The sequence below is a fragment of the Denitratisoma sp. DHT3 genome (assembly GCF_007833355.1).
Taxonomy (GTDB): domain Bacteria; phylum Pseudomonadota; class Gammaproteobacteria; order Burkholderiales; family Rhodocyclaceae; genus Denitratisoma.
The window spans coordinates 3,176,322-3,194,815 of record NZ_CP020914.1; the positions used below are offsets into that span (position 1 = coordinate 3,176,322).

The 18,494-nt window shown below is 66.2% G+C and carries 18 protein-coding genes; 8 read left to right on the forward strand and 10 right to left on the reverse strand.

Features of this window, described 5'->3' with window-relative positions; genetic code table 11:
• Positions 1-55: 55 nt before the first annotated feature.
• The 4 genes from B9N43_RS14660 to B9N43_RS14675 form a co-directional block, all read right to left on the reverse strand.
• Positions 56-1,111 (reverse strand): 2-oxoacid:ferredoxin oxidoreductase subunit beta, encoded by a 1,056-nt coding sequence (locus B9N43_RS14660; RefSeq protein WP_145842932.1) that lies wholly within the window; start codon positions 1,109-1,111, stop codon positions 56-58.
• Positions 1,108-2,958, reverse strand: coding sequence for a 2-oxoacid:acceptor oxidoreductase subunit alpha (locus B9N43_RS14665; RefSeq protein WP_145842933.1), 1,851 nt, complete (start codon positions 2,956-2,958; stop codon positions 1,108-1,110). Before B9N43_RS14665 ends, B9N43_RS14660 begins: the two co-directional genes overlap by 4 nt.
• Positions 2,955-4,733 carry an FAD-dependent oxidoreductase gene (locus tag B9N43_RS14670; protein ID WP_145842934.1) on the reverse strand — a complete coding sequence of 593 codons (1,779 nt, stop codon included), beginning with the start codon at positions 4,731-4,733 and terminating at the stop codon, positions 2,955-2,957. Before B9N43_RS14670 ends, B9N43_RS14665 begins: the two co-directional genes overlap by 4 nt.
• Before the next feature lie 91 nt (positions 4,734-4,824).
• Positions 4,825-6,672 (reverse strand): potassium transporter Kup, encoded by a 1,848-nt coding sequence (locus B9N43_RS14675; protein WP_145843596.1) that lies wholly within the window; start codon positions 6,670-6,672, stop codon positions 4,825-4,827.
• A gap of 263 nt (positions 6,673-6,935) precedes the next feature.
• Between B9N43_RS14675 and B9N43_RS14680 the strand changes: the two genes are divergently transcribed.
• Positions 6,936-7,277: a zinc ribbon domain-containing protein YjdM gene (locus tag B9N43_RS14680; protein WP_145842935.1), complete on the forward strand. Its 342-nt coding sequence runs from the start codon at positions 6,936-6,938 to the stop codon at positions 7,275-7,277.
• Between the two features lie 19 nt (positions 7,278-7,296).
• Here the strand turns inward: B9N43_RS14680 and B9N43_RS14685 are convergent, their stop codons facing one another.
• From B9N43_RS14685 to B9N43_RS14710, 6 genes are all read right to left on the reverse strand, one after another.
• Positions 7,297-8,127, reverse strand: coding sequence for an HDOD domain-containing protein (locus B9N43_RS14685; protein ID WP_145842936.1), 831 nt, complete (start codon positions 8,125-8,127; stop codon positions 7,297-7,299).
• Positions 8,121-8,480, reverse strand: coding sequence for a hypothetical protein (locus B9N43_RS14690; protein ID WP_145842937.1), 360 nt, complete (start codon positions 8,478-8,480; stop codon positions 8,121-8,123). The genes B9N43_RS14685 and B9N43_RS14690 overlap by 7 nt, the downstream gene beginning before the upstream one ends.
• Positions 8,481-8,639: 159 nt before the next feature.
• Positions 8,640-10,772: a YgiQ family radical SAM protein gene (locus B9N43_RS14695; RefSeq protein WP_145842939.1), complete on the reverse strand. Its 2,133-nt coding sequence runs from the start codon at positions 10,770-10,772 to the stop codon at positions 8,640-8,642.
• Between the two features lie 224 nt (positions 10,773-10,996).
• Positions 10,997-11,758 (reverse strand): SDR family NAD(P)-dependent oxidoreductase, encoded by a 762-nt coding sequence (locus B9N43_RS14700; RefSeq protein WP_145842940.1) that lies wholly within the window; start codon positions 11,756-11,758, stop codon positions 10,997-10,999.
• 16 nt (positions 11,759-11,774) lie between these two features.
• Positions 11,775-12,353 carry an HNH endonuclease gene (locus tag B9N43_RS14705; RefSeq protein WP_145842941.1) on the reverse strand — a complete coding sequence of 193 codons (579 nt, stop codon included), beginning with the start codon at positions 12,351-12,353 and terminating at the stop codon, positions 11,775-11,777.
• Between the two features lie 75 nt (positions 12,354-12,428).
• Complete coding sequence (locus B9N43_RS14710; RefSeq protein WP_145843597.1) at positions 12,429-12,962, reverse strand: NUDIX hydrolase; 534 nt, start codon at positions 12,960-12,962, stop codon at positions 12,429-12,431.
• Between the two features lie 135 nt (positions 12,963-13,097).
• On the opposite strand from B9N43_RS14710, the gene B9N43_RS14715 reads away from it, so the two are divergent.
• The 7 genes from B9N43_RS14715 to B9N43_RS14740 all read left to right on the forward strand — a co-directional run bounded on the left by B9N43_RS14715 (position 13,098) and on the right by B9N43_RS14740 (position 18,475).
• Positions 13,098-14,867 carry an HDOD domain-containing protein gene (locus B9N43_RS14715; RefSeq protein WP_261379343.1) on the forward strand — a complete coding sequence of 590 codons (1,770 nt, stop codon included), beginning with the start codon at positions 13,098-13,100 and terminating at the stop codon, positions 14,865-14,867.
• On the forward strand, positions 14,864-14,992 hold the full coding sequence (locus B9N43_RS17635; protein WP_261379344.1) for a diguanylate cyclase domain-containing protein: 129 nt from the start codon (positions 14,864-14,866) through the stop codon (positions 14,990-14,992). The genes B9N43_RS14715 and B9N43_RS17635 overlap by 4 nt, the downstream gene beginning before the upstream one ends.
• A 299-nt stretch (positions 14,993-15,291) precedes the next feature.
• A complete protein-coding gene (flhD, locus tag B9N43_RS14720) occupies positions 15,292-15,609 on the forward strand; it encodes a flagellar transcriptional regulator FlhD (RefSeq protein ID WP_145843598.1) in 318 nt (105 codons plus the stop codon).
• 8 nt (positions 15,610-15,617) lie between these two features.
• The gene (gene flhC / locus B9N43_RS14725; RefSeq protein ID WP_145842942.1) at positions 15,618-16,151 is read left to right on the forward strand and encodes a flagellar transcriptional regulator FlhC; all 534 of its coding nucleotides are present in this window, start codon (positions 15,618-15,620) and stop codon (positions 16,149-16,151) included.
• Between the two features lie 151 nt (positions 16,152-16,302).
• Positions 16,303-17,148, forward strand: a complete 846-nt coding sequence (locus tag B9N43_RS14730) for a lysophospholipid acyltransferase family protein (protein ID WP_145842943.1) — start codon at positions 16,303-16,305, stop codon at positions 17,146-17,148.
• 2 nt (positions 17,149-17,150) lie between these two features.
• Positions 17,151-18,014 (forward strand): lysophospholipid acyltransferase family protein, encoded by an 864-nt coding sequence (locus B9N43_RS14735; RefSeq protein ID WP_145842944.1) that lies wholly within the window; start codon positions 17,151-17,153, stop codon positions 18,012-18,014.
• Between the two features lie 50 nt (positions 18,015-18,064).
• Positions 18,065-18,475 (forward strand): CoA-binding protein, encoded by a 411-nt coding sequence (locus B9N43_RS14740; RefSeq protein ID WP_145842945.1) that lies wholly within the window; start codon positions 18,065-18,067, stop codon positions 18,473-18,475.
• Positions 18,476-18,494: the final 19 nt, after the last annotated feature.

Sequence of the window (18,494 nt, forward strand, 5' to 3'; positions counted from 1 at the left end):
ATAAAAAACCCGGCCCTGACGGGCCGGGTTTTTGGACGACGGTCCGCCCGCAGGCTCAACGCAGCGAGGCGTTGATTTCCTCCAGTTTGGCGCGGCCGGGACTGAGCGTCTTGGCGTCCAGGCGATTCAGCGGCTGGTCCGCGGTCTTCAGGTGGTCGTGGAGCGTGGTGGGCTGCTGATCGACGTAGAGCAGGCCGGTGACGATCTCGCCGATGGCCTTGCGTTCTTCCAGATAGCGCATCGCGTGCAAGCGGTCGGTCGGCGTATAGCTGTCGTGAAGCTTGTGCAGGCGCAGGATGGAACCGTCGTGCTGGGTCACTTCCACGGTCGAGCCGGGCGCGTAGTCGGCGGTGATCTCGTCGCGGCCGAAGAAGATGTCCAGGCGGTTCAGCGCGTCGTTGTGTTCCCGCACGTAGTCGTAGCTCTTGGTGGAGCCGGCGTGGTTGTTGAAGGTCACGCAGGGACTCAGCACATCGATCATCGCCGTGCCGCCGTGGGTGAAGGCGGCCTTCAACAGGGGCACCAGCTGTTCCTTGTCGCCGGAGAAGCTGCGGGCGACGAAGGTGGCGCCCAGTTGCAGCGCCAGGGCGCAGAGGTCGATCGGAGAGTCCTCATTGACCACGCCGCCCTTGCTCTTGGAGCCGGCATCGGCGGTGGCGGAGAACTGCCCCTTGGTGAGGCCATAGACGCCGTTGTTCTCCACCAGATACACCATCTTCACGCCGCGCCGGATGGCGTGGGCGAACTGGCCCAGGCCGATCGACGCGGTGTCGCCGTCGCCGGAGATGCCCAGGTAGAGCAGGTCCTTGTTGGCCATGTTGGCGCCGGTCAGCACCGAGGGCATGCGGCCGTGCACGGTGTTGAAGCCGTGGGCGTTGCCGAGGAAGTAGTCCGGCGACTTGGAGGAGCAGCCGATGCCGGAGAGCTTGGCGACCCGGTGGGGCTCGATGTCCAGCTCGTAGCAGGCCTGGATCACCGCGGCGGAGATGGAGTCGTGGCCGCAGCCGGCGCACATGGTGGAGATGGCGCCCTCGTAGTCGCGCCGGGTGTAGCCCAGCGCGTTGGGGGTGAGGGTGGGGTGGTGCAGCTTGGGTTTGATGATGTAGGTCATGACGCCACCTTCTTGATCGGGGTCACCTTGGCCGCATCCATGCGGGCGGCGATTTCACGGCTGATGAACCTGGCGGTGATCGGCGTGCCGTCGTAGTGCAGCACCTCCACCAGTTGCGCGGGATTGAGCTGGCCTTCGGTCACCAGCAGGGTCTTCAACTGGGCATCGCGGTTCTGTTCGACGACGAAGGTCACCGGATGGTCCTCGACGAAGCGATAGACCTCGTCGGCGAAGGGGAAGCCGCGCACGCGCATGGCATCCACATGGAGGCCCTGGGCTTCCAGTTGGGCCAGGGCTTCGCGCATGGCTTCGGACGTCGAGCCATAGTAGATGACGCCGAAGTCGGCGCGCTGCCTGGCTTTCTGCACCACCGGTGCCGGCACCAGCGTGCGCGCGGTGTCGAATTTCTTCAGCAGGCGCTCCATGTTGCCGATGTAGACCGAGCCCACTTCGCTGTACTTGGCGTAGGGGTCGCGGGTGGTGCCGCGGGTGAAGTAGGCGCCGCGCTTGGGGTGGGTACCCGGCAGGGTGCGGTAGGGAATGCCGTCGCCATCGACTTCCAGGTAGCGGCCGAAGTCCTTGCCGGCTTCCAGCTCTTCGGCGGTCATCACCTTGCCGCGGTCGTACTCGCGGGAATCGTCCCACTCGAAGGGATCGACCAGCCATTCGTTCATGCCGATGTCCAGGTCGATCATGACGAACACCGGGGTCTGCAGGCGTTCGGCCAGGTCCAGGCCCAGAGCCGAGTATTCGAAGGTCTCGTGAGGATCCTGGGGGAACAGCAGCACGTGCTTGGTGTCGCCGTGGGAGGCGTAGGCGCAGGCCAGCACGTCGGACTGCTGGGTGCGGGTGGGCATGCCGGTGGAGGGACCGCCGCGCTGCACGTTGACCACCATCGCCGGAATCTCGGCGAAGTAGGCCAGACCGAAGAATTCCTGCATCAGCGAGATGCCGGGGCCGGAAGTCGCGGTGAAGGCGCGGGCGCCGTTCCAGCCGGCGCCGACCACCATGCCGATCGAGGCCAGTTCGTCCTCGGCCTGGACGATGGCGTAGTTGGCCTTGCCGGTCTCCGGGTCGTGGCGCAACTGCTTGCAATAGGAGGTGAAGGCTTCGATCACCGAGGTGGAGGGGGTGATTGGGTACCAGCCGGCGACGGTGGCGCCGCCATAGACGCAGCCCAGGCCGGCGGCCGTGTTGCCGTCGATGAAGATGCGCTTGCCCACCTGGTCGGAACGCTCGACGCGCAGGCCGATGGGGCAGGGCAGGCTTTCCGTGGCCGCGTCGTGGCCGAGGCGCAGCACCTTCAGGTTGGAGTCGATCAGCTTCTGCTTGGAACCGTACTGCTCCTGGATCAGCTTGTCGATCTCGGTCAGGTCGATGCCCAGCAGCGCCGCCAGGGCGCCCAGGTACATGATGTTCTTGAACAGCTGGCGCTCGCGCGGGCTGGTGAACTCCCGGTTGCAGATCTCGGTCAGGGGCAGGCCCAGCACCGTGATGTCGTCGCGGAACTTGCCGCGCGGGATGAAACGGGTGCTGTCGTAGAACAGGTAGCCGCCGGGTTCCACTTCCGCCACGTCCCTGTCCCAGGTCTGGGGGTTCATCGCCACCATCAGGTCGACGCCGCCGCGCCGGGCCAGCCAGCCCGAGCCGCTGACGCGGACTTCGTACCAGGTGGGCAGGCCCTGGATGTTGGAAGGGAAGATGTTCCGTGCCGAGGCCGGCACGCCCATGCGCAGGATGGAGCGGGCGAACAGGCTGTTGGCCGAGGCGGAGCCGGAGCCGTTGACGTTGGCGAACTTGACGACGAAGTCGTTGGTGCGCTGGAGGGGTTGGGTGATCGTGCTCATGACTGCTGCCCCGCGTGACTGTTTTCAAGGAAGAATTTCTGCATGTCCCATGCGCCGGTCGGACAACGCTCGGCGCAGAGGCCGCAATGCAGACAGACGTCCTCGTCCTTGACGGCGACGCGGCCGGTCTGTAGCCCGTCGGATACGTAGATGGCCTGCTCGACGTTCGTCGCCGGCGCTTTCAGGCGGCTCCGCAGATCCGCCTCCTCGCCGTTCTGGGTGAAGGTGATGCAGTCCATCGGGCAGATGTCGGCGCAGGCGTCGCACTCGATGCACAGCTTGGAAGTGAATACCGTCTGCACGTCGCAGTTCAGGCAGCGCTCGGCTTCGGCGAAGGCCAGCTTGGCGTCGTAACCCAGTTCGAATTCGTTCCTCAGGTTCGCCAGCGACTTTTGCAGGTCCAGCGTGGGCACCTTGTGGCGGTGATCCAGCGTGACGTTGTTGCCGTAGCTCCACTCGTGGATGCCCATCTTCTGGCTGGCCAGGTTGGTGCGCGGCGCGGGACGCTGTTTCAGATCCTTGCCCTGGCAGAACAGATCGACCGAGATCGCGGCCTCGTGGGCCTGGGCCACGGCGGTGATGATGTTCTTCGGACCGAGGGCGGCGTCGCCGCCGAAGAAGACGCGGGGCAGGGAGGATTGCAGCGTGGCCGGGTCCAGCACCGGCATGTCCCACTTGTCGAACTCGATGCCCAGATCGCGCTCGATCCAGGGGAAGGCGTTCTCCTGGCCGATGGCGACCAGCACCGCGTCGCATTCCATCAGCACGTCGGGTTCGCCGGTGGGCACCAGGTTGCGCCGGCCCTTGGCGTCGTATTCGGCCTTGACCTTCTCGAACAGCACGCCGGTGAGCTTGCCGTCGGTGTGCTTGAATTCCTTGGGCACCAGGAAGTTGTGGATCTCGATGCCCTCGTGCAGCGCGTCCTCGCGCTCCCAGGGGGAGGCCTTCATCTCGTCGAAGCCGCTGCGCACCACCACCTTGACGTCGGTGCCGCCGAGGCGCTTCGCGGTGCGGCAGCAGTCCATCGCGGTGTTGCCGCCGCCCAGCACGATGACGCGGAAGGCGATCTTGTCGATGTGGCCGAAAGCCACGTTGGCCAGCCAGTCGATGCCGATGTGGATGTGCGCGCCGGCCTCCTTGCGGCCCGGCACGTCGGCCTCGCGGCCGCGCGGCGCGCCGGTGCCGACGAACACCGCGTCGTAGTTCTCGGCCAGGATGTCCTTCAGGCTGTTGACCCAGGTATCGAAGCGGCGCGTGGCGCCCATTTCCAGGATGTAATCGGTTTCCTCGTCGAGCACCGACTCGGGCAGACGGAACTTGGGAATCTGGCTGCGCACCATGCCGCCGGCCTTGCTGGCGCCGTCGTAGACCACGACTTCGTAACCCAGCGGCAGCAGGTCGCGGGCCACGGTCAGGGAGGCCGGGCCGCCGCCGATGCAGGCGACCCGCTTGCCGTTCTTCGTGCTGGCGGGCTGGGGCAGGCGCGCCTTGATGTCGCTCTTGTAGTCGGCGGCCACGCGCTTCAAGCGGCAAATGGCCACCGGCTCGGCTTCCACGCGGCTCCGACGACAGGCCGGCTCACAAGGACGGTCGCAGACGCGGCCCAGGATGCCGGGGAATACGTTGGCATCCCAGTTGATCATGTAGGCGTCGTCGTAACGGCCAGCGGCGATCAGGCGGATGTATTCGGGTACCGGCGTGTGGGCCGGGCAGGCCCATTGGCAATCGACGACCTTGTGGAAGTAGTCGGGATTGCGGATGTCAGTCGGATTCACAGCTCCTCCAGTGTGTTATCGATACCCGAGTTGTTCACTCGAGCAAGCAGAAATTTTAATGCAAACAAGGGACCACCGGCCGTTTCCATCCTTAGAGTTCGATCTGGGTGCCCAGCTCAACCACCCGATTGGTGGGGATCTTGAAAAAGGCGGTGGCCGTGTCCGCATTGCGGAACATCCAGGTGAACAGAATCTGCCGCCACAGCGGCATCGAGGGCATCCGCCGCGGCACGATGGTCTCGCGGCCGAGGAAAAAGGACGATTCCATCGGTTCGTAATTCAGGCCGTGGGGGGCGCAGGCCGCCAGGGCGGCCGGGATGTCCGGGTCGTCCTTGAAGCCGTAGCGGACGATGACCTGGACGAAGCCCTGTTCCAGGGGCGTGATCGTCAGCCTCTCCGCCTCGGCGACATGGGGCACGTCCTCCATGCGCACATTGAGCAGCACCACCCGTTCGTGCAGCACCTTGTTGTGCAGCAGGTTGTGCAGCATGGCGCGGGGCACGCTGTGGGGATCGGGGGTCATGAAGATCCCCATGCCCTCGACCCGGTGCGGCCCACCGTAGTTCAGGCTCTGGATGAAGGCGTCCAGGGGCATCGAGTCCTGGAGCAGTTTTTCATACAGCAGGGCGCGGCCGTACTTCCAGGTGGACAGCAGGGCGAAGATCGAAAGTCCCAGCACCAGCGGAAACCAGCCGCCGTCGAAAATCTTGATGACGTTGGCGGAGAAGAAGGCGAAGTCCACCACCACGAAGAAGGCCAGGAACAATCCGGCGTGGAACCAGCTCCACCCCCACAGCGCGCGGACCACGACGAAGGCCAGGATGGTGTCGATCATCATGGTCAGGGTCACGGCGATGCCGTAGGCCGAGGCCAGGTTGGAGGAGGAGCGGAAGCCGAGCACCAGCACGATCACCGCCAGCAGCAGCAGCCAGTTGATGTTGGGAATGTAGATCTGGCCCTTTTCCCGCTCCGAAGTGAAGCGGATCTGGATGCGGGGACAGTAGCCGAGCTGGATCGCCTGGCTGGTCAGGGAGTAGGCGCCGGAAATCACCGCCTGGGAGGCGATCACCGCGGCGACCGTGGCCAGCACCACCAGGGGAATCTGCAGGGCGTCGGGCGCCATGTGGAAAAAGGGATTCTGGATCGCCTCGGGGTTGGCCAGGATCAGGGCGCCCTGGCCCAGGTAGTTCAGATACAGGGCGGGAAACACGAAGGTGACCCAGGCCCACATGATCGGCCGCCGCCCGAAATGCCCCATGTCGGCATACAGCGCCTCGCCGCCGGTGATCGCCAGCACCACGGCGCCCAGCGCCAGGAAGGCCAGGCCGCCGTGCTGCGTCATGAACTGGAAGGCGTACCAGGGGTTGATCGCCACCAGGACGCCCGGATGCTGGATCACATTCCACAGGCCGAGCGCGCCCACGGTGGCGAACCAGAAGGCCATCACCGGTCCGAACAGGGCGGCGACGCTGGCCGTCCCCTTGGGCTGGAACAGGAACAGGCCGGTCAGGATCGTCAGGGTGATCGGCACCAGATAAGGCTTGAACACGGGCGTCACCACTTCCAGGCCCTCGACGGCGGAGAGCACCGACATCGCCGGGGTGATCACCGCATCGCCATAAAACAGGGCGGCGCCGAATATCCCCAGCACCGACAGGCCCCACAGCAGGCGAGGGCTGGCGCCGGGAGTGCGCAAGGCCAGCGCGGTCAGGGCCATGATGCCGCCCTCGCCGCGGTTGTCGGCGCGCATGATGAACAGCACGTACTTGAGGGAGACGGTGATGGTCATCGCCCAGAACACCAGGGACAGGATGCCCAGCAGGTTTTCCGGCGTCGCCGGCACCGGGTGGTGGCCGTTGAAAACCTCTTTCATGGTGTACAGCGGGCTGGTGCCGATGTCGCCGTACACGACGCCCATCGCGGCCAGGGACATGGCCATCAGGCGGGGTTGCGGATGATTTTCGGAGGTTGCGGTGGCCACGGGATTATTGCCGTGCACAAAGGAATTCGGGATTATAGGGGCAGGTCCGGTTTCAGGGAATTACCCGGATGGGTAATTTCAACGCAGGCGGAACGCCACCGGCGGGATCGATTCCCGGCGCCCGTCGTTGTCCAGCCGGCCCAGCGCGAGGGCGGCCCCGCGGCAAAGCCCGTTTTCCACGCTAAACTCCGGGCCCGATTCAATTCAGCGGCGAGAATACGATGAGCGACCTGCCCAAATGCCCCGAATGCGGCTCCGAATTCACCTATGAGGATGGCGGCCTCTACATCTGTCCCGAGTGCGCCCACGAATGGTCCGCCGCCCCGGCGGGGGAAGGCACGGAAACCCGGGCCGCCGTGCGCGATGCCGTCGGCAACGTGCTCAACGACGGCGACAGCGTCACCGTGATCAAGGATCTGAAAGTGAAGGGCTCGTCGCTGGTGGTCAAGGTGGGCACCAAGGTCAAGAACATCCGGCTGGTCGAGGGCGATCATGACATCGACTGCAAGATCGACGGCATCGGCGCCATGCAGTTGAAGTCGGAATTCGTCAAGAAGGCTTGACCCCGCCCGTGCGGCCCCGTCAATCCAGGGTCTGATGGAACCGGGCCCGGCAGCGCCCGAAGCAGTCGCTCATTTCCTGGGAATGCCAATCGATGCCCAGGGCCGCCACGGCCCGTGAGTTCAGGCGGGTGAGCCGGTTCTTCGGCGATGGCGGGATGTCCAGGGCGCGCACCAGGCTTTCCGCGACATTGACCACCGCCTGCAGCGGACTGCCCGTGACGCCGTCGTCGTCGTGATGGGCACGGATCGCCTCGACGAAGTCCTCCGGCAACTGCCAGTGCCGGGCCAGGGCGGCGCCGATTTCCGTATGGTCCTGCCCGAAGACGGCGGCCTCCCTTTCGACGAGCCGGCCGTCGATGGCCGATTGCTGATAGATCTCCTCGAAAGCGCCGGGGTCCAGGATGTGCAGGCACAACTGTCCTATGTCGTGCAGGATCGAGGCCACGTAGGCTTTCTCGGACGATATCCCGCACATCGTGGCGAGTTCCTGGGCGACGATGGCGACGGCCCGGGAGTGCAGGAAAAGGAAGGTCGCGCCTTTTTCCTCGGCGAGGAACTTGTGCATGCCGGCGGTGGCGACGATGCTCCGTACCTGGTCGAAGCCGATCAGGGACGCGGCGACGAAGGGGTCGTGGACGTCCGGTTGGGCATTGATGTGGCGGATCTGGTTGGCCTTGGCCAGGAGTCCCGACAGGATCACCGCATCGTGGCTCGCCAGGTGGGCCAGGGCCTCCAGGGAGGTATTGTCGTCCTGCAGCATGTCGAGCAGCCGCATGACCACCTTGGGAAAGGGAGGCAGGTCCTGGGCCAGACGGGCGACCTCGGCGGCGAGGTTTTGGGGCGTCAGCATAGGCTGGGTCCATCGGCGATGAGGGCATCCAGCAGGACCTGGCAGCTTTCGTTGGGGGCGGGGCCGAATATCTCGCGCAGCCGGGCCTCGTACTGCCGGGTGATCTCTGCGCAGACCGGCTCATCCAGGGGTGAATTCCGCAACACCGCCACGCACTCCACGCTCTGGCTCATGAGCTGGACGATGGTATCGGCCGTGACGGTGCTGCCCTCCGCCAGATGCAGGATGATCCGCTTGCCGGGACCGGCGAACACCGGCCGCGCCAAGACCATTCCCGGCTCCAGCCTCCCCGTTGGAATCCAGCAATAGGTCCGCTTCCGCTTCTCCGGCCGGGAAACATTCGTTTCGTGCATGTCCGTCCGATCCATGGATCCTCGTGTTTGCCGACAGGTTAGAGGATTTTCCGCTCCTTGGCGATCCGTTGCCAGGGCGGGGGAACCCAAATGAGGTATTGCGCCGGAGCCGCGATGTTATGGCGCGAAAAGCCCGTTTTTCACGCGAACGATTGTTCGTTACCGGCCGCCCTTGGCGCAGTCCCCCCTTGGCCGGCGGGTACCACCGGACGGCGTGCGCCGATCCTTCGGCTGCCAGGCCGGGATCAGGTGCCGCTTGCCGTTGCCGATCAGGTCGGCGCGGCCCATGGCTTTCAGGGTTTCCCGCAGCAGCGGCCAGTTGGCCGGGTCGTGGTAGCGCAGGAATGCCTTGTGCAGGCGGCGCTGGCGCTCGCCGCGGACCACGGCGACGGACTCGGAATCCCGCGCCACCTTCTTCAGCGGATTTTTCCCCGTGTGCCACATGGCCGAGGCCAGGGCCAGCGGCGTGGGCAGGAAGGTCTGCACCTGATCGAGACGGAAGTCGTTGCGCTTGAGCCAGAGCGCCAGTTCCAGCATGTCCTCGTCGGTGGTGCCGGGATGGGCGGCGATGAAATAGGGGATCAGGTACTGTTCCTTGCCCGCTTCCTTCGAGGCCTTCTCGAACATCGCCTTGAAGCGGTCGTAGGTGCCGATGCCCGGCTTCATCATCTTCGACAGCGGCCCTTCCTCGGTGTGCTCGGGGGCGATCTTCAAGTAGCCGCCGACGTGGTGGCTGACCAGTTCCTTCACGTATTCGGGGGAGCGCACCGCCAGGTCGTAGCGCAGGCCGGAGCCGATCAGGATCTTCTTCACGCCGGGCAGTTGGCGCGCCTTGCGGTAGAGCTGGATCAGCGGACCGTGGTCGGTGCCCATGTTCGGGCAAATGTCCGGATAGACGCAGGACAGGCGCCGGCAGGAAGACTCGATCTTCTTGTCCTTGCAGGCCATGCGGTACATGTTGGCGGTGGGGCCGCCCAGGTCGGAAATGACGCCGGTGAAGCCCGGCGTCTTGTCGCGGATTTCCTCGATCTCATGCAGGATCGAGGCTTCCGAGCGACTCTGGACGATGCGGCCCTCGTGCTCGGTGATGGAGCAGAAGGTGCAGCCGCCGAAGCAGCCGCGCATGATGTTGATGGAGAAGCGGATCATTTCCCAGGCCGGAATCTTCGCCTCGCCATAGGTCGGGTGGGGCCGGCGCGCGTAGGGCAGGCCATAGACGTGGTCCATCTCCGCCGTGCTGAGCGGGATCGGCGGCGGGTTCAGCCAGACGTCGCGGTCGCCGTGGCCCTGCACCAGGGCGCGGGCGTTGCCGGGGTTGGACTCCAGATGGAAGGTGCGGCTGGCGTGGGCGTAGCGCACCGGGTCCTCGCTCACCCGCTCGAACGACGGCAGGCGCACCACGGTCTTGGCGCGCAGCGCCTTGAAGGAGGCGACCCGCTCGGCGGCGCTGACGACGCGTACCGGCGAGTGTTCCGCGCCGGCGCTGGCCGTGCCGGCCGGTTCCATCGCGTAGGGATCGGGATGCTTGTCCACCCGTCCCGGCGTATCCACCGTGGTGGAGTCCACCTCGGTCCACTCGGCATCGGGCTTCCAGTCGCGCGGCACCATGAAGGCGCTGCCGCGCAGGTCGCGCACGGTGTCGATGGACTCGCCCCGCGCCAGGCGGTGGGCGAGTTCCACCAGCGCCCGCTCGGCGTTGCCGAACAGCAGCAGGTCGGCCTTGCTGTCGGCCAGCACGGAACGCCGCACCTTGTCCGACCAGTAGTCGTAATGGGCGATGCGGCGCAGGCTTGCCTCGATGCTGCCGATCACCACGGCGCTGCCGGGGAAGGCTTCGCGGGCGCGCTGCGCATAGACGATCACGGCCCGGTCGGGGCGGCGGTTGGGCTCGGCGTCGGCGGTATAGGCGTCGTCGGAGCGCAGCTTGCGGTCGGCGGTGTAGCGGTTGACCATGGAATCCATGTTTCCCGCGGTGATGCCGTAGAACAGGTTGGGTTTGCCCAGGCGGCGGAAGTCCTCCGCCGAATGCCAGTCGGGCTGGCTGATGATGCCCACGCGGAAGCCTTGCGCCTCGAGCAGCCTGCCGATCAGCGCCATGCCGAAACTGGGGTGATCGATGTAGGCGTCGCCGGTGACCAGGATGATGTCGCAGGCGTCCCAGCCCAACGCTTCCATCTCCGCGCGGGACATGGGCAGGAAGGGCGCGGTGCCGAAGCGCTTGGCCCAGTAGGGGCGGTAGGCGGTGAGGAGCTTGGGCGGCGCGGGGGAGGCGAGCGTTGCGGATGTGTTCATCCGCGCATTTTACCGCCCGCTTTTCTATAGCCCCAATTGGAATCCGCGCCCCGCAAGGACCCCGGTTCAAACCACGGCGACACGGCGGGCACGGCGAAAACTCTCGATCTCCGGATTTTCCTCATCGGCGAAGCCGCGACCTATCGGTGCTGCTACAGCGTTCCCCGTGAAATCGAGCGCAGCGAGCCGTATCGAACCCCCCGGAGGGGGGCGAGCCACTGGCCTCAGCGGGCGACGGTGGCCATGTCCACCAGCAGCGATTCGCCGCTGACGTAGCTGGCCCGGTCGGAGCAGAGCCAGGCCACGGCTTCGGCCACTTCCTCGGGGCGCCCGAGGCGGCCCCCGGGCACGCTGGCGAGGATCATGCGCTCGGCGTCGGCGGAGCCGCCCATGGCGGCCCGCAGCATCGGCGTGTCGGTGCTGCCCGGCAGCACTGCGTTGACGCGGATGCCGCGGCGGGCGTTCTCCTGGGCGGCGGTCTTGGTCAGCCCCAGCACGCCGTGCTTGCTGGCGCAGTAGGCCGCCATCTGCGGCACGGCGATCAGGCCGCCGCCGGAGGCGTTGTTGACGATGGCGCCGTGGCCCTGGGTCTGCATCAACCGCAGTTCGTGCTTCAGGCAGAGGAAGACGCCGCTGAGATTGACCGCCAGGGTCCGCTGCCACTCGGCGAGGTCCATGTCTTCGAGGAGGGCGGCGCGGCCGTTGACGCCCGCGTTGTTGAAAGCGCAGTCGAGGCGGCCGAAGCGGTGCCGGGCGGTTTCCAGCAGGGCCGCCACCTGGTGCTCGTCGGCCACGTCGGCCGCTTGGAAGACGGCATCGCCGCCGGCACCGCGCAGGGCGTCGGCCAGGGCTTCTCCGGCCGCGGCATTGCAATCCGTGAGCAGCAGGCGGGCGCCTTCCCTGGCGAACAGGCGGGCCGTGGCGGCGCCGATGCCGCTGGCCGCTCCGGTGATGAGGGCGGTCTTGGCCTCGAGGAGTCGTGTCATGGGGCGGGAGGGGCGGTTACGCGGCGGGCCGCCAGCGGCTCTGGCTGGGCAGCTGCCGGGCGAGGAAGTCCATCTGATCGGCCAGGATGTTGCGGTTGCAGAGGATCAGGTACTCGGCCTTGTTGGGTACGTAGGGCGCGTAGAGCAGTTCCATCCGCGCCTGTTCCGGCGTGCGGCCGCTTTTCTGCTGGTTGCAGCCGCGGCAGGCGGCCACCACGTTCATCCAGTTGTCGCGACCGCCCTGAGAGACCGGTTGCACGTGGTCCCGGGTCAGGCGACTACCGGGCAGCTCCTCGCCGCAGTAGGCGCAGATGTGCCGGTCACGGTTGAACAGCTCGCGGTTGGTCAGCGGCGGAATCTGGCGCAGCGCGCGGCCGACCAGGGCCTTGCCGCGGATCGCGATGATGCTGTTGGCGCAGATCGCGGAGCGCTCGCCGGTGATCCGGCTGATGCCCCCATGGAAGACGAAGCTGTGGTCGCCGATGGCCCAGGCCACCAGATCCTTGGCGTAATAGAAGCAGGCATGCTGCCAACTCACCCAGCGGTGGGGGGCACCATGTTGGTCCAACGTCAGGATCAGCGGATAGGCGCTCATGGCCAGCGTGCATGTTTCCGAAGAAGGGATCGGTCATAAGCGTAACAAAGCTGGCCGGCTTTTGACAGTAATTTGCTAGGGTGGGGGAATCTCCCCGGCGTGGAAGCGGAAAGCGCCGCTGATCCGGTCGGTGAAGAAATGGCGCAGGGTCATGGCGACCGTGCGGAAGGCGATTTCCTCCCAGGGGATTTCATGCTCGCCGAACAGCGCGGTTTCCAGGCTTTCCTCGCCGGGGGAGAAATCCAGGTCCAGCAGCCGGGCGCGATAGAACAGGTGCACCTGGTTGGCCTGGGGCACGCTGATCACGGTGTACATGTCGTGCAGTTCCAGGCGGGCGTTGGCTTCTTCCAATGTCTCCCGGGCCGCCGCCTGGGCGACGGTTTCGCCGATTTCCATGAAGCCGGCGGGCAGGGTCCATTTGCCGAGTCGCGGCTCGATGGCGCGGCGGCAGAGCAGAATGCGTCCGTCCCATTCGGCCAGGGCGCCCACCACCATGCGGGGGTTGCGATAGTGAATGGCGCCGCAGGCATCGCATACGTGACGGGGCAGGGCGTCGCCGGGAGGCGTCCGGATGGCGATGGTGGCGCCGCAGGTGCAACAGTAGTTGATGGCAGGGTCCATGATGGCCGATTCTAGCTCTACGGCAAGTGTCGCGGCAGCGGGATGTGCTATAAAAATGGCGCTCCGGAGCCCATCCTGGCGGCACCTCGATGCGCATCTCTTGATCAGCGGCGAATGGACGGCATGGCACCCATCGATATTGCAAAATTTGAACAACTCAAGGCCACCGGCGACATTCCGTCACCCAAGGGGGTGGCTTTGGCCATCATGCGTCTGACCCAGCGGGAGGACTTCTCGATGGCGGAACTCGCCCACGTGGTCAGTTCCGACCCCGCATTCGTCGGACGCCTGATCAAGGCGGCCAATGGCGCCGCCAACGCGGGGCAGCGGCCGGTGGCATCGGTGTCGGACGCCCTGAAGGTGGTGGGGGTGTCGGCGGTGCGAACCCTGGCGCTGGGTCTCTCGCTGCTGTCGAATTTCCGCACGGGCAAGTGTCGAAATTTCGACTACCCGGGTTTCTGGTCGCATTCGCTGGTGCGCGGCATCGCCTTGCAGACGCTGATGATGCAGTCCCGCACGATTCCTCCCGACGAGGCCTTCAGCGTGGGACTCCTGGCCAGAATCGGCGATTTGGCCCTGGCCACGCTGTTTTCCGTCGATTATTCCCGGCTGCTGGATCAGGCCTCCGATCGTGCGCAACTGAGCGCCTTGGAGCGTGCCGCCTTCGCCATGACCCATAGCGAGTTGACGGCGGCGATGCTCAAGGACTGGGGCTTCCCATCCGTCTTCGTCGAACCCGTGCTGTTTCACGAGGATGTGTCCGCCAGCCACTTCGAGGAGGGGTCGCGGCTGTTCAAGCTCGTCCATGCGCTGCGCCTCGCCGACTATATCGCCGACATCTGCCTGGCGTCCGAGGCGAAGTGGCAGGCCATGATGCCCGAGCTGTTCGCGTTGGGCGGCATGCTTTCCCTGGACGGGGAAGTGCTGATGACGCTTTGCGACAAGGTGACCAAGGACTGGCTGGATTGGGGGGTGATACTCCAGGTCGAAACGCGCGACATCCCGTCGTTCGATGCGCTGGCGCATCCAGCCGCAACCGAGAGTGAAAAGGCGATTCCCGGCGGGGAGAGCGCCTCGATGAGCATCCTGCTGGTCGATACCGATGCCGCCGCGCGCAGCGCGCTGCATTCGACGCTGGTGGCGGCGGGCTACCTCGTCGATGAGGCGGAGGACGGGCAGCGGGCCTTCGAACGGGTGCTGGAATCGCACCCGCAGATCGTGATCGCGGATTGGCTGCTGCCGCAGTTGAGCGGCGTCGAACTGACCCGGGCCTTGCGGGAGACCGCCGTCGGGCGGACCACCTACATCCTGATCCTGGGTTCCGGCGAGTCGGATGACGCCGTGGTGGATGCCTTCGAGGGCGGCGCCGACGACTTCATGGCCAAGCCGGTCAAGTCCGAGGTGCTGCTCGCCCGTCTGCGCGGGGGGCAGCGGATGGTCAACCTGCAACGGGAGGTGGAACGGGACCGCGAGGAGATTCGGCGTTTCGCGGCGGATCTGGCGATCGCGAATCGTCGTCTGCAGCAGGTGGCGCGCACCGATTCGCTGACCAGCTTCCCCAACCGGCGTTACGCCATGGAGCGCATCCAGCAGGAATGGAAGGCGGCCGAGCGCAATCAGCGCGCTTTGTGCTGCATGGTTGTGGATGTGGATTGCTTCAAGCAGATCAACGACCGTTACGGCCATGACGTGGGCGACGCCGCCTTGAGGCATGCCGCGGCGGTGCTGAAGGAGGGCTTGCGGGCGCAGGACGTGATCTGCCGCACCGGCGGCGACGAGTTCCTGATCATCTGCCCGGACACCTCTCTGGAACCCGCCATGAAGTGCGCCGAACGGGTGCGGCAGTCGTTGGAACATGCGGCCTTGATGCTGGGGGGGACAAGATCCAGATGAGCGTGAGCATCGGTGTGGCGATGCGCGACGGCTCCCTGGCGGATGTGGATGCCTTGATCAAGCGCGCCGATCAGGGCGCCTACAAGGCCAAGGAGCTGGGGCGCAACCGGGTGGCGGTCGTTTAGCCGATGGCTCGTACAGGTCGTGCCGGGTCTTGATTCCGCGCGCCACTAGCTGAGGCGCGGATGTCGGTTTCAGGGAAACTCAGGGACTCTTTTGCCGGATATCGAGCGATCGGACCAGGTGGGGGCGGCTAGACTCCCCCGGGTCGATCGGCTGCGACCCCTGTAGGAACCGTCCTACAGGGGTCGTGTATTTTTCCGACGCGAATTCCCTCCGTCCACCTATGGTCGTTCTCGGTGGATATGCCGACAATGCGCACGCGGTCCCAGCGGGTTTGGGGCGGAATTTCAAGGAGCGCATGATGAAATCGACCGACACCTACAACGATATAAAGGAAGTCAATCTCGCCTACCTGATGCTGGCGCAGAGCATGGTCCGTTCCGACCGGGAATCGGCCATTTTCCGCCTGGGCGTCAGCGAGGAGATCGCCGACGTCCTGGATCGCTTGACGCCGGGCCAGATTCTCAAAATGGCCAGTTCCGACATGCTGTTGTGCAGCTTTCGTTTCGAGGACAGCCTGCTGCTCAACCTCCTCGCCAACCATGAGCGGGAGCGCGGGGTCGGCCATATCCACGCCGCCATCCTCGCCACCGGCAAACCCGTCGAGACGCTCTCCTGAGCATGCGTATGCGCAATAAATCCGTGATCCTCGAGGCACGGGACATTCGCCTGGCCATCGAGCTGATTGAACTGGGCGCCCGCCTGCAGCTGCTGGAGGCGGAAACCAAGCTCTCCCGCGAGCGTCTGCTGAAGCTCTACAAGGAAGTCAAGGGCGAGTCGCCGCCGAAGGGCATGCTGCCTTTTTCCACCGACTGGTTCATGACCTGGCAGCCCAACATCCATGCCTCGCTGTTCATGGGCTACTACCGCTTTTTCGAGAAGAACACCCAGTTGCGCGGCCTGGAGCTGATCATCAGCGCCTATCGCATGTATCTGGGGCAGATCAAGCGCGGCGGCATGGAGGCGGTCCTCTCCCTGACCCGGGCATGGACCATGGTGCGCTTCTTCGAGGCGGACATGCTGCAGATGGTGGCTTGCGAGGAATGCAGCGGCCAGTTCGTCGCCCATGCCCATGATCCGAAGAAAGGGTATACCTGCGGCCTGTGCCACATGCCGGCGCGGGCCGGCAAGACCCGCAAGGCGGCGGCTTCGGTAGCCTGAAAGGCCCCCTGTAGCGCCTGAAAGCAAACATCCCGCCGCGGCGGGATGTTTGCTTTCAGGCCCGACAAAATCTTTTGGGACGCGAGAAGATTTTGTTTGCGGCCGCCGATCGCGGACAATGGCGCACTTTGCGTCGCTTCCAAACCTGCCCATGGTGTTTCTGTTCCGTCTGCTTTCCTTGCTGCCGCTCTCCTGGCTCCACGGCATGGGCGGGGTGGCGGGGTGGCTCGCCTATTTCCTGGTACCGCGCTATCGGCGCCTGCTGCGGCAGAACTTGATGCAGGCCGGACTGGACGCCCCCGGGCGCGCCCTCGGCGCAGCGGTCCAGGCCGGCCGCGCTCTGCTGGAACTGCCCAAGCTGTGGCTGCGCCCCCAGGCGGAAGTCGTGGGCCGGGTGGTGCAGGTGAGCGGCTGGTCCCTCGTCGAGCAGGCCTGGGCGGCTGGGCACGGCGTGCTGTTCCTGACCCCGCACCTGGGCTGCTTCGAGATCACCGCGCAGTACTACGCCAGCCGGCGGCCGATGACCGTGCTCTATCGGCGCCCCAAGCGTGCCGCCTTGGCGCCGCTGATCGAGCGGGGGCGCGGCGCCAATCTCAAGCTGGCACCGGCCGATCTCTCCGGCGTGCGGACCCTGCTGCGCGCGCTGCGTCAGGGCGAGGCGGTGGGGATGTTGCCGGACCAGGTGCCGGGCAGCGGGGAAGGCGTCTGGGTGCCTTTCTTCGGCCGCCCGGCCTACACCATGACGCTCGCCGCGCGCCTGGCGGACAGCGGCGCCACCGTGTTGCTGGCCTATGCCGAACGCCTGCCCGGGGGGCGCGGCTACCACCTGCGGCTGTTCCCGCTGCCCGCGCCCCTGGAAGGCGAGCCGGCGCGGAAAGCCGCCGCGCTCAACCGGGCGCTGGAGGATCTGATCCGGCAGTGCCCCGAGCAGTATCTGTGGGGCTACAACCGCTACAAGCGGCCGCGCGGGGCGCCGCCTCCGCCGGAGGCGGTCTAGCGATGGGACGCCTCGGTCTGGCGCTGATCTGGCTGCTGCACGGGTTGCCGCTGTCCTGGCAGGACCGGCTGGGCCGGCTGCTGGGCGCCGCGCTCTGGCTGGCGAACCGGGAGCGGCGGCAGGCGACGCTGATCAACCTCGGGCTGTGCCTGCCGAAACTGGACGCGCGGGCGCGGCGGAACCTGGCGCGGCGCCACTTCGGCCGCTTCGCCGCCACCGCCCTGGAGCGGGGCGTGCTCTGGTGGTCGGCGCCGGCGCGGCTGCGGCGCCTGATCCGGATCGAGGGGCTGGAGCGGCTGGCGGCGCTGCAAGGGCGGCCGCTGATCCTGCTGGCGCCGCATTTCGTCGGGCTCGACATGGGCTGGTCGCGCCTGTGCATGGAACTGGACATGGTCACCATGTACGCGCGGGTGAAGAATCCGTTCTTCGACGCCGCCATCCGCCGCGGTCGCACCCGTTTCGGCCAGCAGACCCTGCTTTCGCGCCAGGACGGACTGCGCCGCGTGGTGGCCGAGATCCGCGCCGGCAAGCCCTTCTACTATCTGCCGGATCTCGACTACGGTGCCCGCGACGCGGTGTTCGCGCCCTTTTTCGGCGTGCCGGCGGCCACCATCACCGGGCTGTCGCGCCTGGCCCGGCTCACGGGGGCCGCGGTGGTGCCGGTGATCAGCCGCCGCGACGGCGATGGCTACCGGGTGAGCCTCGGTGCCCCCTGGAGCGATTACCCCGGCGACGATCCCGGCGCCGACGCGGCCAGGATGAACGCTTTCATCGAAGCCGAGATCCGCGCCGGCGACCCGGCTGAATACCTGTGGTCGCACAAGCGGTTCAAGACCCGGCCTCCGGGCGAAAAAGGGCTTTATTGAGATATCTATTCGCCGGCCCCGTCCCTTGCCCGAGTGAGTAACATAAAACGATGTTCGCCAATCCCAACGAAGATGAAATCCGCCACCTGCTGCGCACGGTGAAAACGGTCGCCGTGGTGGGATTCTCCCCCCAGCCCGACCGCCCCAGTCATCGCGTGGCCCTGGCCCTGCGTCTTGCCGGCTACCGGGTGATCCCGGTGCGGCCCGGCCTGGACGAGGGACTGGGGGAGAAGGCCTATGCATCGGTGCGCGACCTGCCCGAGGTGCCGGACGTGGTGGATGTGTTCCGCGCGCCCGATGCCGTCGACGCCATCGTCGACGAATGCATCGCCCGCGGCGTCACCCGGCTCTGGCTCCAGGACGGCGTGATCAACGAGGCCGCCGCCGAACGGGCGCGGGCCGCGGGCCTGACGGTGGTGATGGACCGGTGCATGCTGCGCGACCAGGGCTTGCTGGCATGAGCGGGATGGAGGGCGGCCG